Origin of the sequence: Bacillus subtilis subsp. subtilis str. 168, from assembly GCF_000009045.1 — a bacterium.
In the GTDB taxonomy this organism is placed as follows: Bacteria; Bacillota; Bacilli; order Bacillales; family Bacillaceae; genus Bacillus; species Bacillus subtilis.
This window is the reverse complement of the sequence record NC_000964.3, coordinates 1,222,532-1,235,834: the sequence shown is the minus strand read 5'-3', so window position 1 is coordinate 1,235,834 and position 13,303 is coordinate 1,222,532. Positions and strand designations below refer to the sequence as shown.

General features: G+C 43.4%; 16 protein-coding genes and 1 other RNA gene. 6 read left to right on the top strand and 11 right to left on the bottom strand.

The features are described 5' to 3' along the window. The first annotated feature begins 126 nt into the window (after positions 1–126). The 3 genes from cwlQ (at position 127) to spxH (ending at position 2,221) form a co-directional block, all read left to right on the top strand. On the top strand, positions 127–672 hold the full coding sequence (gene cwlQ / locus BSU_11570) for a bifunctional muramidase and murein lytic transglycosylase (protein NP_389039.1): 546 nt from the start codon (positions 127–129) through the stop codon (positions 670–672). A 254-nt stretch (positions 673–926) separates the two neighbouring features. Next, positions 927–1,325, top strand: a complete 399-nt coding sequence (yjbI, locus tag BSU_11560) for a putative thiol management oxidoreductase component (RefSeq protein ID NP_389038.1) — start codon at positions 927–929, stop codon at positions 1,323–1,325. After that, positions 1,322–2,221 carry a thiol management effector of SpxA degradation gene (spxH, locus tag BSU_11550; protein ID NP_389037.2) on the top strand — a complete coding sequence of 300 codons (900 nt, stop codon included), beginning with the start codon at positions 1,322–1,324 and terminating at the stop codon, positions 2,219–2,221. The genes yjbI and spxH overlap by 4 nt, the downstream gene beginning before the upstream one ends. A 70-nt stretch (positions 2,222–2,291) precedes the next feature. Here spxH and roxS read toward each other — a convergent pair. Then, positions 2,292–2,430: small regulatory RNA (NO regulated) (gene roxS / locus BSU_misc_RNA_67), an RNA gene on the bottom strand. A gap of 104 nt (positions 2,431–2,534) precedes the next feature. On the opposite strand from roxS, the gene yizD reads away from it, so the two are divergent. After that, positions 2,535–2,702: a hypothetical protein gene (yizD, locus tag BSU_11549; RefSeq protein ID YP_003097703.1), complete on the top strand. Its 168-nt coding sequence runs from the start codon at positions 2,535–2,537 to the stop codon at positions 2,700–2,702. Positions 2,703–2,739: 37 nt separating this feature from the next. On the opposite strand, the gene pepF is transcribed toward yizD, so the two are convergent. Both pepF and coiA read right to left on the bottom strand, forming a co-directional pair. Further along, positions 2,740–4,752 carry an oligoendopeptidase F gene (gene pepF / locus BSU_11540; RefSeq protein ID NP_389036.2) on the bottom strand — a complete coding sequence of 671 codons (2,013 nt, stop codon included), beginning with the start codon at positions 4,750–4,752 and terminating at the stop codon, positions 2,740–2,742. Between the two features lie 46 nt (positions 4,753–4,798). Beyond that, positions 4,799–5,920 carry a protein involved in establishment of DNA transport in competence gene (gene coiA / locus BSU_11530; RefSeq protein ID NP_389035.1) on the bottom strand — a complete coding sequence of 374 codons (1,122 nt, stop codon included), beginning with the start codon at positions 5,918–5,920 and terminating at the stop codon, positions 4,799–4,801. 73 nt (positions 5,921–5,993) lie between these two features. Here coiA and BSU_11525 point away from each other — a divergent pair, with 73 nt between their 5' ends. Beyond that, positions 5,994–6,116 carry a hypothetical protein gene (locus BSU_11525; protein ID YP_009513950.1) on the top strand — a complete coding sequence of 41 codons (123 nt, stop codon included), beginning with the start codon at positions 5,994–5,996 and terminating at the stop codon, positions 6,114–6,116. Here BSU_11525 and mecA read toward each other — a convergent pair. After that, entirely contained in the window at positions 6,111–6,767 is a 657-nt protein-coding gene (gene mecA, locus BSU_11520) for an adaptor protein controlling oligomerization of the AAA+ protein ClpC (protein ID NP_389034.1), read from the bottom strand. The genes BSU_11525 and mecA overlap by 6 nt on opposite strands. Then, on the bottom strand, positions 6,734–6,874 hold the full coding sequence (locus BSU_11515; protein YP_009513949.1) for a hypothetical protein: 141 nt from the start codon (positions 6,872–6,874) through the stop codon (positions 6,734–6,736). The genes mecA and BSU_11515 overlap by 34 nt, the downstream gene beginning before the upstream one ends. Positions 6,875–7,043: 169 nt before the next feature. Between BSU_11515 and yjbE the strand changes: the two genes are divergently transcribed. After that, positions 7,044–7,700, top strand: coding sequence for a putative membrane protein of unknown function (gene yjbE, locus BSU_11510; RefSeq protein NP_389033.1), 657 nt, complete (start codon positions 7,044–7,046; stop codon positions 7,698–7,700). Positions 7,701–7,742: 42 nt separating this feature from the next. Here the strand turns inward: yjbE and spxA are convergent, their stop codons facing one another. From spxA to oppC, 6 genes are all read right to left on the bottom strand, one after another. Then, complete coding sequence (gene spxA / locus BSU_11500; RefSeq protein NP_389032.1) at positions 7,743–8,138, bottom strand: redox-sensitive regulator; 396 nt, start codon at positions 8,136–8,138, stop codon at positions 7,743–7,745. A 180-nt stretch (positions 8,139–8,318) separates the two neighbouring features. Further along, positions 8,319–8,897, bottom strand: coding sequence for a putative thiol oxidation management factor; putative acetyltransferase (yjbC, locus tag BSU_11490; protein ID NP_389031.2), 579 nt, complete (start codon positions 8,895–8,897; stop codon positions 8,319–8,321). Between the two features lie 163 nt (positions 8,898–9,060). After that, positions 9,061–10,278, bottom strand: coding sequence for a putative exporter (yjbB, locus tag BSU_11480; protein ID NP_389030.2), 1,218 nt, complete (start codon positions 10,276–10,278; stop codon positions 9,061–9,063). Between the two features lie 106 nt (positions 10,279–10,384). Next, a complete protein-coding gene (gene oppF / locus BSU_11470) occupies positions 10,385–11,302 on the bottom strand; it encodes an oligopeptide ABC transporter (ATP-binding protein) (protein ID NP_389029.1) in 918 nt (305 codons plus the stop codon). A gap of 1 nt (position 11,303) precedes the next feature. Continuing rightward, positions 11,304–12,380, bottom strand: coding sequence for an oligopeptide ABC transporter (ATP-binding protein) (oppD, locus tag BSU_11460; protein ID NP_389028.1), 1,077 nt, complete (start codon positions 12,378–12,380; stop codon positions 11,304–11,306). A 4-nt stretch (positions 12,381–12,384) separates the two neighbouring features. Beyond that, complete coding sequence (gene oppC / locus BSU_11450; RefSeq protein ID NP_389027.1) at positions 12,385–13,302, bottom strand: oligopeptide ABC transporter (permease); 918 nt, start codon at positions 13,300–13,302, stop codon at positions 12,385–12,387. Position 13,303 lies beyond the last annotated feature (1 nt).

The following is a 13,303-nucleotide window of genomic DNA, read 5'->3' as shown; positions in this document are numbered from 1 at the left end:
CGCAGCAGCTCGGACACTCAGAATACGGAAAGCCCGCTTTCAAGTTTCAGTTCTTTGCTCAGCCAATATACAAACGGTCTGACATCTCAGCAATCAGCACCTTCTTCATCGCCAAGCCCGCTCAGCATGCTGAACAGCGCGAATACAACAGCGCCGTCACTGCTTTCAGCGTATGGGCTTAACTCATATACGAGCAGCAATTCAGGTTCAGTCACAAAAGCGGCAGAAAGCACTGAAACAGCTGTTGCAGATTCAGCTTCAAACAAACATGAAGCAAATCAGATCCGTTCGGGAGACTTCTCTATTGACAGTGCGATTAAAAAAGCCGCTGATAAATATGGCGTTGATGAAAAACTGATCCGCGCCGTCATCAAACAGGAATCAGGCTTTAATGCAAAAGCGGTCAGCGGAGCAGGTGCGATGGGCCTCATGCAGCTGATGCCGTCAACAGCAAGCTCACTTGGCGTTTCCAATCCGCTTGATCCGCAGCAAAATGTGGAGGGCGGAACGAAATATTTAAAACAAATGCTGGATAAATACGACGGCAATGTGTCTATGGCATTAGCGGCTTACAACGCCGGACCGGGGAATGTTGACCGATACGGAGGCATTCCTCCTTTCCAAGAAACGCAAAACTATGTAAAAAAAATAACTTCAGTTTATTACGCGTAACCAGAGGTGCTCTTTCCCTCTGGTTTTTTTGCGAAGTGAAATCTTACGCATTCCTGATTTTTATGTGATATGATATGAAATACAAACCCCGGCTGTCAGCCGAAATGAGTCATCAAACGCATAAAAGGCAGTTTGTTTGTAGAAATGATGCCTTGTTGCTAAAATAAATCTAGATGAAACAATGAAATACAGAAAATTACTTTTTGCAATAGGATTTATGATTCCTATTAGCCATATTTAAAGGAGTAGTCAACATGGGACAATCGTTTAACGCACCTTATGAAGCGATTGGAGAGGAACTTCTATCGCAACTTGTTGATACTTTTTATGAGCGTGTCGCGTCTCATCCTTTGCTGAAGCCGATTTTTCCAAGCGATTTGACAGAAACCGCCAGGAAACAGAAGCAATTCTTAACTCAGTATTTAGGCGGGCCTCCTCTTTATACTGAGGAACACGGCCATCCTATGCTCAGAGCAAGGCATCTTCCCTTTCCAATTACAAACGAGAGAGCTGATGCGTGGCTCAGCTGTATGAAGGACGCAATGGACCATGTAGGGCTGGAGGGCGAAATTCGTGAGTTTTTGTTTGGCCGGCTGGAGTTGACAGCAAGGCATATGGTGAATCAAACGGAAGCGGAGGATCGATCATCTTGACAAACTATCAGCATGAGCTATACTTCGCCCATTGCCACGGTCATCCAAAAAAACCGCTTGAAATTTATATGTTTGTAGACCCTTTATGTCCTGAATGCTGGTCCTTAGAGCCCGTCATCAAAAAGCTGAAAATCAGATACGGACGTTTTTTCACCTTACGCATTATCGCTTCCGCAAGCCTTACCGCTTTAAATAAAAAGCGAAAAAAGCATCTTCTCGCAGAAGCATGGGAAAAGATCGCGAGCCGCTCTGGCATGTCATGTGACGGCAATGTCTGGTTCGAACAGGATCAGCCGCTTTCATCGCCTTATATGGCTGCTCTCGCTTTTAAAGCAGCCGAACTGCAAGGACGAAAAGCCGGCATGCAATTTCTCAGAAATATGCAGGAGAGCCTATTTGTTTCAAAGAAAAATATTACGGATGAAAACGTGCTTTTGGAGATTGCTGAAAATACAAGTCTCGATCTTGAAGAATTCAAAAAAGATCTGCATTCTCAAAGCGCGGTCAAGGCGCTTCAATGTGACATGAAAATTGCTGCCGAGATGGATGTTTCTGTTAATCCGACACTGACGTTTTTTAATACGCAGCATGAGGATGAAGGGCTTAAAGTTCCTGGCAGCTACTCATATGATGTATATGAAGAAATTTTATTTGAGATGCTTGGCGACGAGCCGAAGCCGTCGGAAACACCGCCTTTAGAATGTTTTATTGAATATTTCCGCTTCGTTGCCTCGAAGGAAATTGCTCTTGTATATGACCTGAGCCTTGAAGAGGTAGAAAAAGAAATGAAAAAACTGGCGTTTGCTAAAAAGGTTGCCAAAGTGGAAGCCAAACACGGAATGTTTTGGAAGTCTCTCAGCACTTATTCTGATGAATATCAATCATGTGAAAAATAGCCGCAGGCGTGCATATGCTTGAGGCTGTTTTTTTATGCCATAACCAAACGTACGTTCCATTTTTAGCACTAAAGAAACCGCGCCGGGATAAGCGCGGTTTCATATGTCTTAACGACAACAAAGGGGATGGGAGAAATTTTTCACGGTCAAACAAAGGGGTAATGTTTGTTTGTGATCAATTTCACATCCTTATGATAACAAAAGATGTCGACTTTTGACAACCTCTATGCTTAATGTTCATATTTTTGTCACAAAACATAACGAAGTGCATTCACTCATATCCTTATAAGGAAAAAGGACGAGGAGGACCGCCATGATGTCTACTTTGATCTCAATTGTGTGCATTGCTGTTTTTTTCTGCTTGAATATCTTAGGCATGATGCATATGCTGCCGCTTTATATTACCTCTCCTCTGCTGTTTCTGTCTATTTTGTTTACCCTCTACCGCTTGAATCACCGGAAAACCTTTAAAGGGTTTTAAAAAAGCCTGTGCGTCATTTCCGCACAGGCTTACTTTTTTAAGACTGCTTGACTTTCATCAGCAGCTCTTCCATTTCATCAAGTTTTTCTTCAAACATTTTGCACGCGGCTTCGATTGGCTCTGGAGACGTCATATCAACACCCGCTTTTTTCAGGACATCAATCGGGTATTGTGAGCTTCCCGCTTTCAGGAAGTCAATATAACGGTCAACCGCCGGCTTTCCTTCCTTCAAAATCTGGCTGCTTAATGCTTGGGCAGCGCTGTAACCTGTCGCATACTGATACACATAGTAATTGTAATAGAAGTGCGGAATACGCGACCATTCAAGGCCGATTTCCTTATCAATCACCATGCCGTCTCCAAAATACTTTTTATTCAGGTCGTAATAGACATTTGTCAGAAGCTCAGGTGTAAGCGGCTCGCCTTCTTGCGCCTTTGTATGAATCAGATGTTCAAATTCAGCGAACATCGTTTGTCTGAAGACCGTTCCCCTGAAGCCCTCAAGCATATGGTTGAGAATATATAAGCGCTGTTTTTCATCCTCTAAATTGTTCAGCAAATATTCGCCAAGGAGCGCTTCATTTGTCGTAGAGGCAACTTCCGCGACAAAGATGCTGTAATTGCCGTATGGATAAGGCTGGTGCTTTCTCGTATAGTAGCTGTGTACGGAATGTCCAAACTCGTGCACGAGCGTAAAGAGATTATTGACGTTATTATGCCAGTTCATCAAAATATACGGATTCGTGCCGTAAGCTCCTGATGAATAAGCCCCATTGCGTTTGCCTTTATTTTCGTAAACGTCCACCCAGCGGTTTTCCAGTCCTTCTTTTAGGATAGAGGCATATTCTTCCCCTAAAGGTGCGAGGCCTTTCAGCATGTAATCTTTGGCTTCCTCGTATGTCACCTTCATCCCAGCATCTTTCACAAGCGGTGTATACAGGTCATAGATATGCACTTCATCAAGCTCAAGCACTTTCTTTCTTAGCGCAATATAGCGGTGCAGGAGCGGCAAATGCTTATTAATCGTCTTAACAAGGTTATCGTATACTTCCTCAGGAATACTGTTGTTAGAAAGCGCAGCCTCACGCGCGGACTTGTACTTTTTCACTCTCGCGTAGAAGTTGTCCTTTTTCACAGTGCCGCTTAGCGTCGTGGCCATTGTGTTTTTATATTGTCCGTACGTTTTATACACTGCGTCAAACGCATTTTTGCGGACTTCACGGTTTTCACTTTCCAAGAAATTAATAAAGTTGCCGTGAGTGATCTGTTTTTCATTCCCATCTTCGTCTTTAATGGATGGAAACGTTATATCTGCGTTATTTAACACGCTGAATGTATTTGAAGATGACCCCAGTACCTCGGAGGCTTCAGCAAGCAGCGCCTCTTCCTTCTCGCTCAGCACATGCGGACGTTCCTTTGTAATCTCCTCAATCGCATGAGAGTACAGCTTCAATTCTTCTTTTTCAAGAATGAACTGCTGCAGTTTGTCTTCTTCTATGGATAAAATCTCCGGAACCAAATAAGCTGTCGCGCTTGCGGCCTGTGTATACAGGTTTCCCGCCTTGTCATTCAGCCCCTGGTAAAAGGAGTTCCCAGTATCCTGGTCAGAGCGCATATGCGCATATGTGTACAGCCTACCTAGCCGCTCCATCACTTTATCTTGATACGTAAGAGCCTCGTATAAATGATCAGCTGAATCTGCCAGCTTTCCTTTATACTTAGATAAATTCGGAATTAATTCTTTTACAGCTTGAAATTCTTTATTCCAGGCCTCATCACTAGGAAAAATATCCTCAAGTCTCCATGTGTCTTCTGCCTTTACCTCACTTCTGTCAGGCAGTTGGTTTGCTTTTTTTTCCTCAGCCATGGTGATCCCCCTCGTCTTCTTTGATTCAAGCCAATTGAAAAAACAGCTGTTTCTCAATAAACTTGTGTTGTGAATATCTTCCGGTTTTTCACTGCCTTTTGTCAAATCATATGCAGTAATGAAGAGAACGAATGCCAAAAAAGCAGTAAAAACACGAAAAACCTTTCCTTTTGTGCCTTTCACAGCCTGCCCACCACCTTTGTCTTAGGGTGAGCCAAATAAGACAAACTCATTCTATAAAACAGCTGCGGTCTCTTTCTATGAGATCCTGCATGGAGTGTATGCCTCCTGCAGGCTGATTCAGCACATATACTTCTTTCTGAGTCTCCCTTAAAAATCCCTTCTTGCACAAAAAATCAATATACTGTTTAACCGCTTCTGAAAGACACTCTTCGCTGCATTCGGACCTGAGTGCAATGTTCTTATTATGAATGTGCAGTTTGCACTGCTGCAAAACGGCTGAAAAACGAATTGGCGCACGTTTACCTCCAAGATCCGTCATAAACAAATAAAGAAACCCCTGCCACACAAAAACCGGACTCTTAAAAACTGCCCCTTTTCTAACAGGAACAAACACTTCAGTCGGCAGAAAAGAAAAAGGCGTCTGTCGTTTCTCATAAAACAGCAGCCTAAGGCGATTTGTTTCCTTTGAGTTAAACCGATGGGGTTTATGGCGAAAACGGTGAATCGCTTTCGTCCAGCCTGAATATTGAATTGAGGGTTTCGGTTCAGTGAAAAAAAGATCGCCTGCACCTGCCCGATGGATAGGGATCGTTTGGACTGAGGAATAAGAATGGTTTGTGTAGAATGGAATGATGTGGCTGAGCCGGAGAAAAGAACGCCTTTCAGGACAATAACATATCAGTTCTCTGTATGGACTTGCATTGATAAACTGCCAATGAAAAGTTGAAAGCTGATAAAAGGACGAAGCAGTCCGTTTTAAGCGGCTGTATCCCATAATCCACTGCGGGATGATTCCTTCTTGTTTGAAGCCCTCTGTCCGCTTTTGAAAGACATCTGGAGCGATAGTGGCGCATTGATATTCAACAGCAAGCATATGCTCCTTGATTCTTGCCATGACGTCCGGTCTTTGGTTGATTGTCCTTATATACGGCTCCAATATTGGTGAAGCCCGTTGCGTTTTCAGCCATACATACAGCTGTCTTTTTCCTTCTAAGTGGTAGGCGCTTTCCGGCTCGATGTCTATGGCGCAGGACTTGTTCTGTTTATGGGCAAAATGCGGCGCTTTTTGAAGTCCGAGCTTCACAGCTAGCTCTCCCCCGCATACCGGACAGAAGAACCGTCTCCGCTTTAATTTCTGGTTTTGCTGAGCGCCTAGAAGGTGAAACATTTGGCCGTCTTCAGTCACAGCACTAAACAATTGTCATCTCTCCTTTCCAGATGAAGTATACTTTCTGGAAAAGATGATCAACTCCTGTTCGCTGTATTTTCTGCTTGTCTATATGTTTTTGATTTTTCACATCTCTAAAATGGCATTTTCGTGCATAAAAAAAACCGATTTCCGGAAGGAAATCGGTTTGCTATGATGCAAAGTGTTTTTTTATCGTTTCTAGAGCATGCTCTGAAATAATCAGCTTGCCGTACTCTTCAAGACGGTGTATGCTGATTGAGGATTCAGTTGCGTACTCCAGCAGGATGCTTAGCTGATTTTCAACCTCTTCATCAGTCATATTGCAAAAATCTACATATAAATAATATCGGTTCTCAAACGAATATAAAGTCGTTTTGCTTCCGTTAACGTTCAATTTAGATAGAGAAATAACATCCTCAAAATCGCCAAATCGCAAGACAAATTGAAGCTTTTGCTCCTTCTCTTCCTGATTGACGGCTTGCTCTTCTTTCTGGAAATCATCCAGCAAGGCGTCAAGATCCTCAGATGCTGGTTCTTGCTTTTTATCCTCAGGAATCGGCAGTTCGAGCTTTTGTCCGTCTTTGGAAAGCTGGGCTTTTGTGACGATGATTTCTAATCCTTTGTCCAGTGCCTGAACTTGAATCCAAAGTGGGCCTTCCACAGCGAATTCCTCTTCTTCATGAACTTCATCCATGACTTCCCAGAAAAGTTCTTCACTGCGCTCACGGTTATACCAAATTTCTTCTCTGTCAAAACCGCGATCTTCAATATCTCCGTAAGACATATAAAATTTTACTGTATGCTCGTTAATTCTTTCAATTTCCATTTGCCAACCTTCCCTTCTATATAAGATGTTGAAGGGACATCTAAGCTCCCGATTAATTGTACTTTACTACACTTTACCCATTCCGTCCACATCTTAACCTTAACCAAGGCCAGTGTGAATTCCTTTGTATTTCTATTTTATGATAAAACAGTCACAAAAGAAATAAAAATGCACCTTTGCCTAAAAAACGGCAGATCAGGCGGCTGATATCATAAAATATGACCTGTCTCATATAGTAGTAGTACAAGCGAAGGACTGAAAGCGAGGTGCCGCTTCATGGAGCATGACTATCTGATTTCTCTGCTCGTCATTGTTGGGATTGACCTGATCCTCGGCGGAGATAACGCGGTTGTTATTGCCATGGCCAGCAGACATTTGCCGGACAAGCAAAGACAGCAAGCCATTATTCTCGGAACATTTATTGCCGTTGCCATGAGAATCGGATTAACAAGTGCAGCAGTATATCTTTTGAACATTCCGTTCTTGCAGTGCGCCGGCGGAATTTTCCTGCTGTATTTAGGATATCAGCTGCTGATTGAAAAAAAAGACACGAAACACATTAAAAGCAGCACCTCCCTGTGGAGAGCGATACGAACGATTGTGCTTGCAGATCTCTTTATGTCGCTGGACAACGTCATCGCAGTTGCGGGAGCTTCACACGGTGAGTTTTCTCTCGTTGTTATAGGATTGTGTGTATCGGTTCCGGTTATTATTTGGGGCAGCAAACTCATCCATATTGCACTAGAGAAAATACCGCTTCTGATTTACGCGGGAAGCGGGCTGCTTGCTTATACTGGCGGAGAAATGATTGTCAGAGACAAAAAGCTGTCGCTTTTTATGGCGCAGCACGGCACAGTCGAAACGCTCCTCCCCATTTTGACGGTTGCGTTTGTCATCCTTGCGAGCATTTATTACCAGCAGGTTGAAAAATAAAAGAAGGCTGATGACTCAGCCTTCTTTTGATGATACGATCTATTAGTTTGCCAAACGCTGTGCTTCTCTTAATTGGAAAGAGCGAACTTTTCTTGGCAGGAAACGTCTGATTTCGTCTTCGTTATATCCGACCTGCAAACGTTTTTCGTCAATGATGATCGGACGGCGAAGCAAACCTGGATGCTCGTTGATCAAGCGGTACAAATCTTGCAGCGGCATAGATTCAACGTTCACATTCAGTTTTTGGAATACTTTTGAACGGGTTGAGATGATTTCATCTGTTCCGTCCTCAGTCATTCGAAGAATTTGTTTTATTTCATCAATTGATAAAGGTTCAGAGAAAATGTTTCTTTCTACAAATGGAATCTCGTGCTCCTCGAGCCACGCTCTCGCCTTTCTGCATGAAGTACAGCTTGGTGATGTGTATAGTGTAACCATTCATCTTCACTCCTCTAATTAGTAGGATGAACATCTATTTTATTCTTAAATTGAAATTACTCTAAAAAAGGAATCTTTACAGGTATTATACTATAAAAAAGTAAGTGTGAACAGTATCCTAAGAAAAAAATGTGTCAATCCAGCAAATTTTTAATGTTCATGATATGTTCTTATTCTCAATTAGCTTAACTGATCGAAAATATTTTTTTGTTTTTCTTCATCGATGATTTCCAAGACCTCATCCGTTTTTTCGTACGATTCTCCGTACCATTTCTCATCTTTATAAGTATGAATGTTTTCATATGTCTGTTTCATGGCTTCAAGAATTTCTTCTTCTGATTCTGTTTTTGGTGACCAGTACAGAATCTCCATCTTGTTTACTTCATTCGTAGCCAATGACCGGCGCCGGTACCCAATTGACTGAGCATGCTTGAAATGCTCTCTTTGATAAAACCTCAGGCGTTTTTCTGTATCAGTATCATCTTCATCCACAGGTTCCACCTCGAGCAATATGGGCTTATTTTTCTTTTTCAGCTTCGCGATCAATTTGCCGCCAAGCCCCTGCCCTCTTGCATCCTTAGACACATACAGATAATCAACGAAGATAAAAGAATCGAATTCCGCAAACATTAAAATATGATGTTTGCCTTCATCTTTATGATAAATATCGCTTCGCTCTTTCAGAAGAGCTTCCATATGCGCTTTTGATTTCATTTCTTCAATTGGAAAGTACTCGCTAAGCTTTTCATACCAGTTCATTGATTTGCTCCTTATGAGTTCGTTGTCTTCATACTTTTAGATATACCCCATTTCTTCTTGTTTAAACAGCCTTACATCTATAAAGACGTGCGAACTTCCGCCATGGTTTCATTTTTTTTTCAGCAAAACGGAGCCAGCTGCTCCGTTCATTTTGAAGTGTTTCTCATTGAACTCGATTTTCTCGCCTGTAATGAACCAGACGGGGCTGCGCCAGTGCAATCAGAAATGTCATGATATATAATGCAGCAGCCGCGATAAAAGCTATTTTCGCACCAGCAGCATCAGCCACTAGCCCCATAATGGAGTAGGTGACGCCTGACCAAGGAGTCAAAATCGCATTTTTTGCAGCCATGATTCCGATTCGTTTCTGCTCGGGAATAACTTCCTGCAGCATGGTTTCCTGGCAAATATCACGCACCTGATAAAAAGGCCCCATTGCAGCACAAGCCAGAGCGCATAAAAATGGGACTGGAGAAAATGAAAACAAAAGGGTCAGCGCCGACATTACAAGCGAGCTGAACATAATGGCATAGCCCATATTCCGCTCAAAAAAAGAAGAAAAACGAATAGCAATCACACTGCCGACAATTGCGCCTATAAAATAGGAAGCGTTAAACATCCCCCACCACACCTCTGTTTCATGCAAAACAGCCGCAGTAAATGCGAGGAGAATAGCAGATGACCATACGGAACCCGCCAAAGCTTCTAACATGTCCATTACAGTAATGTCTCTTACAATAGGGATGATCATTAAATCCTTCCATATACTTCTGACAGATGCTGTTTCAGCAGTTCCTGCAGCCTCTTCTTCATTTACATGCAGCACACTGATGGAAGCTCCCGATAGAACAAACAGGCAAATGGCAGCGCCGACAACGAGTTCAAAAGGGACGGCGTACGTCAGAAGGCCTCCAAGGCCCCAGCCTGCTGTTAAGAACAATTGATTCGAGAGGGAGATCACACCATTCGCTTTTACATATTGCTTCTTTGGAACAATAATCGGCAGCAGCGCAAATCTTGCCGGCTGAAAAAAAGCGCCCGCGAAGGAAAAACAAAACACAAACAGCAGCGTAATCCAAAAGAATGCCTGTCCGTGATGAGTGACGCTGTATGCCATCAGTATAATAAAGACCGCTCTCAGCAGATTCGCTCCCGCAAGCACCTTTTTAAAACCGAGAATGCGAAGCACCGGAGAGACGCAAAAGCTTGCTGCTATACTCGCAAACGACATGAACGATAAAATAAGGCCCGCCAAAAAAACGGAGTCAGTCATTTGATAGATCCGGACCATTAAAACGATTGTGACGAGGACTCCTGCTAAAGATTGAAAAGATTGAGACAGCAATAGCGCAAAAACATTTTTGTTATGCAGAAATTGAATCGTATTTCGCCTCCGCTTTTTCCTCTAATTGTAAATGTTATCATTCTCACTTTCTATGAAGACGCAAAAAAATCCTTCAAGAGAAATCTCTTGAAGGATTGATGAATCATGAAAAAGCTTTAAATTCGGCTTCCGTGCACATCACAAAATGTCCCGGTTTGACTTCACGGAATTCCATCGTTTCCCCATCCTTTAATTGATGGACAGACGGATCATATTTCTGGCGAACGCGATTTCTCTCATAGTCCGGATCAGGAAGCGGAATCGCAGAAAGCAATGATTTTGTATATGGGTGAAGCGGATTTTCATAAAGCTCATCTGCCGGCGCAAGCTCAACCAGTTTCCCGAAATACATGACGCCAATGCGGTCACTGATGTATTTGACCATCGATAAATCGTGGGCAATAAACAGGTATGTGAGCCCTTTTTCTTTTTGCAGTTCTTTCATTAAATTCACGACCTGCGCTTGAATGGATACATCCAAAGCGGAAATCGGCTCATCCGCGATAATGAATTCCGGATCAACAGCAAGCGCTCTGGCAATCCCGATTCTTTGGCGCTGGCCGCCGGAAAATTCATGAGGATAGCGGTTCGCGTGTTCCTTGTTCAATCCCACTGTTTCCAATAGTTCATGAACTCGCTGCATCCGCTCTTTTTTCGTTTTTGCCAGCTTATGAATATCAAGGCCTTCAGCAATAATATCAGCAACTGTCATTCTCGGATTCAGGGATGCATAGGGGTCTTGGAAAATCATCTGCATTTTGCGGTTGAATTCCAGCAGCTTTTTCCGCGATTTTCTCCCGTGCACATTTTCGCCGTTGAACAGCACCTCACCATCGGTTGCTTCGTACAGCCTGATAATGCTTCGGCCTGTTGTCGATTTACCGCAGCCAGATTCACCAACCAGCCCTAATGTTTCACCTTTATAGATATCAAATGATAAATCATCTACAGCCTTAACCGTTCCCCTCGGCGTGACAAAGTGCTGTTTTAAATGTTTGATTTCTAATAGTTTTTCAGTCAATTCATTCAACTTCTCTCACTAAGACAGGTTTTTCAAACGTGTTTGCCAGTTTACGCATTTTCGCTTTTACCGCTTCAGGCGGCTCTACCTTTGGCGCGTCAGGATGAAGCAGCCACGATTTTACATAATGAGTATCGGATACCTTAAACATTGGCGGCTCCTGTTCAAAATCGATTTTCATCGCGTAAGAGCTCCGCAGGGCAAAAGCATCTCCTTTTGGCGGGTTTGTCAAATCAGGCGGCGTGCCCGGAATTGCAGTCAGCTCTTCCTCTCCTGAACTTTCCAGTGTCGGCATGGATGCAAGAAGCCCCCAAGTGTACGGATGTCTCGGGTCGTAGAAGATTTCGTCTACCGTACCAGTTTCTACAATCTGTCCCGCGTACATGACAGCGACCCGGTCAGCAACGTTAGCCACAACACCAAGATCGTGTGTGATAAAGATGATGGACGTGTCAATTTTCTTTTGCAAATCCTTCATTAATTCCAAAATTTGCGCTTGAATCGTTACATCAAGAGCAGTTGTCGGCTCATCGGCGATCAGAAGTTTCGGATTCGCTGCAAGCGCCATGGCAATGACAACCCTCTGTCTCATCCCGCCTGAAAATTCATGCGGAAATTGGTTCACCCGCTTTTCCGGCATTGGGATACCGACTAATTCCAGCAGTTCAACCGCGCGTTTTTTAGCCGCTTCCTTCGAGATCTTTTCGTGTTTAAAAAGCACTTCCGTAATTTGTTTACCGACCTTCATCGTTGGATTTAAAGAGGTCATCGGATCTTGGAATATCATGCCGATCTCTTTTCCCCGGACATTTTGCATTTCTTTTTCGGACAGCGGCACCAGATCCTTTCCTTCAAACAGGATCTCACCGCGTTTGAAATAACCCGGAGGCATTGGAATCAGCTTCATAATCGCTTGAGAGGTTACACTTTTTCCGGAACCTGATTCTCCAACAATGGCCAGCGTCTCCCCTTTATCCAGATGGAAATTCACTCCGCGGATCGCCTGGACCTCTCCGCCATATGTTTTAAATGAAATTGCTAAATCTTTTACTTCTAATAGGCGTGTCACCCGTATCACTCCCTTATTTACGTAACTTAGGATCCAATGCGTCTCTTAATCCGTCGCCGACAACGTTAAAACCAAACATTGTAATGCAGATAAATCCGGCAGGGAAGAATAAACGCCACGGATAATAGGTCAATGCAGGCAATCCGTCAGAAGCCATCGTTCCCCAGCTTGCCAGCGGAGCCGGAACACCAAGTCCCAAATAGCTTAAAAAGGCTTCTGTAAAAATCGCAGTAGGAACTGTCAGTGTCATCGTGACCAAAATAGAACCCATTGCGTTTGGCACGATATGTTTAAATAGAAGACGGGATGTTTTTGCACCCAGTGTCTGTGAAGCAAGCACATACTCCTGATTCTTCAGCTGCAGCACTTGTCCGCGCACGATTCTGGCCATATTAATCCAGCCTGTAATCGTCATGGCAATAATAATCGTAAATAGACCTTTCGGAAGAACAACCATCAGTAAGATAACCATTAATAATGAAGGAACTGCCCAAAGGATATCAGCGATACGCATCATGATTTCATCTGTTCTTCCTCCGCGGAAGCCTGAAATGCTCCCCCAAATGACGCCGATCAGCAAATCGAGAACAGCAGCTGCAACACCGATAAAGATTGAGATTCGCGCCCCTACCCATGTACGGACGAAAATGTCCCGTCCAAGATCATCTGTTCCGAACCAGTGATCTTTTGAAGGCGGCTTATCCGCATTTAAGAGATTAGTAGTTGAATAATCATACCTTGAGAACATCGGCGCAAAAATTGCCATAAGGATAATAAGTACGATAATGATAAGCCCGACCATTGCAAGCTTATTGCTGCGGAAGCGAAGCATCGCATCTTTCCAGAGGGAAAGGCTCTTTTTACTTATTTTTTCTGCATCGCCGGCATTCGCTGCGGCTGGTTCAAACATGTTTTTTGGAATGTTCTGCATG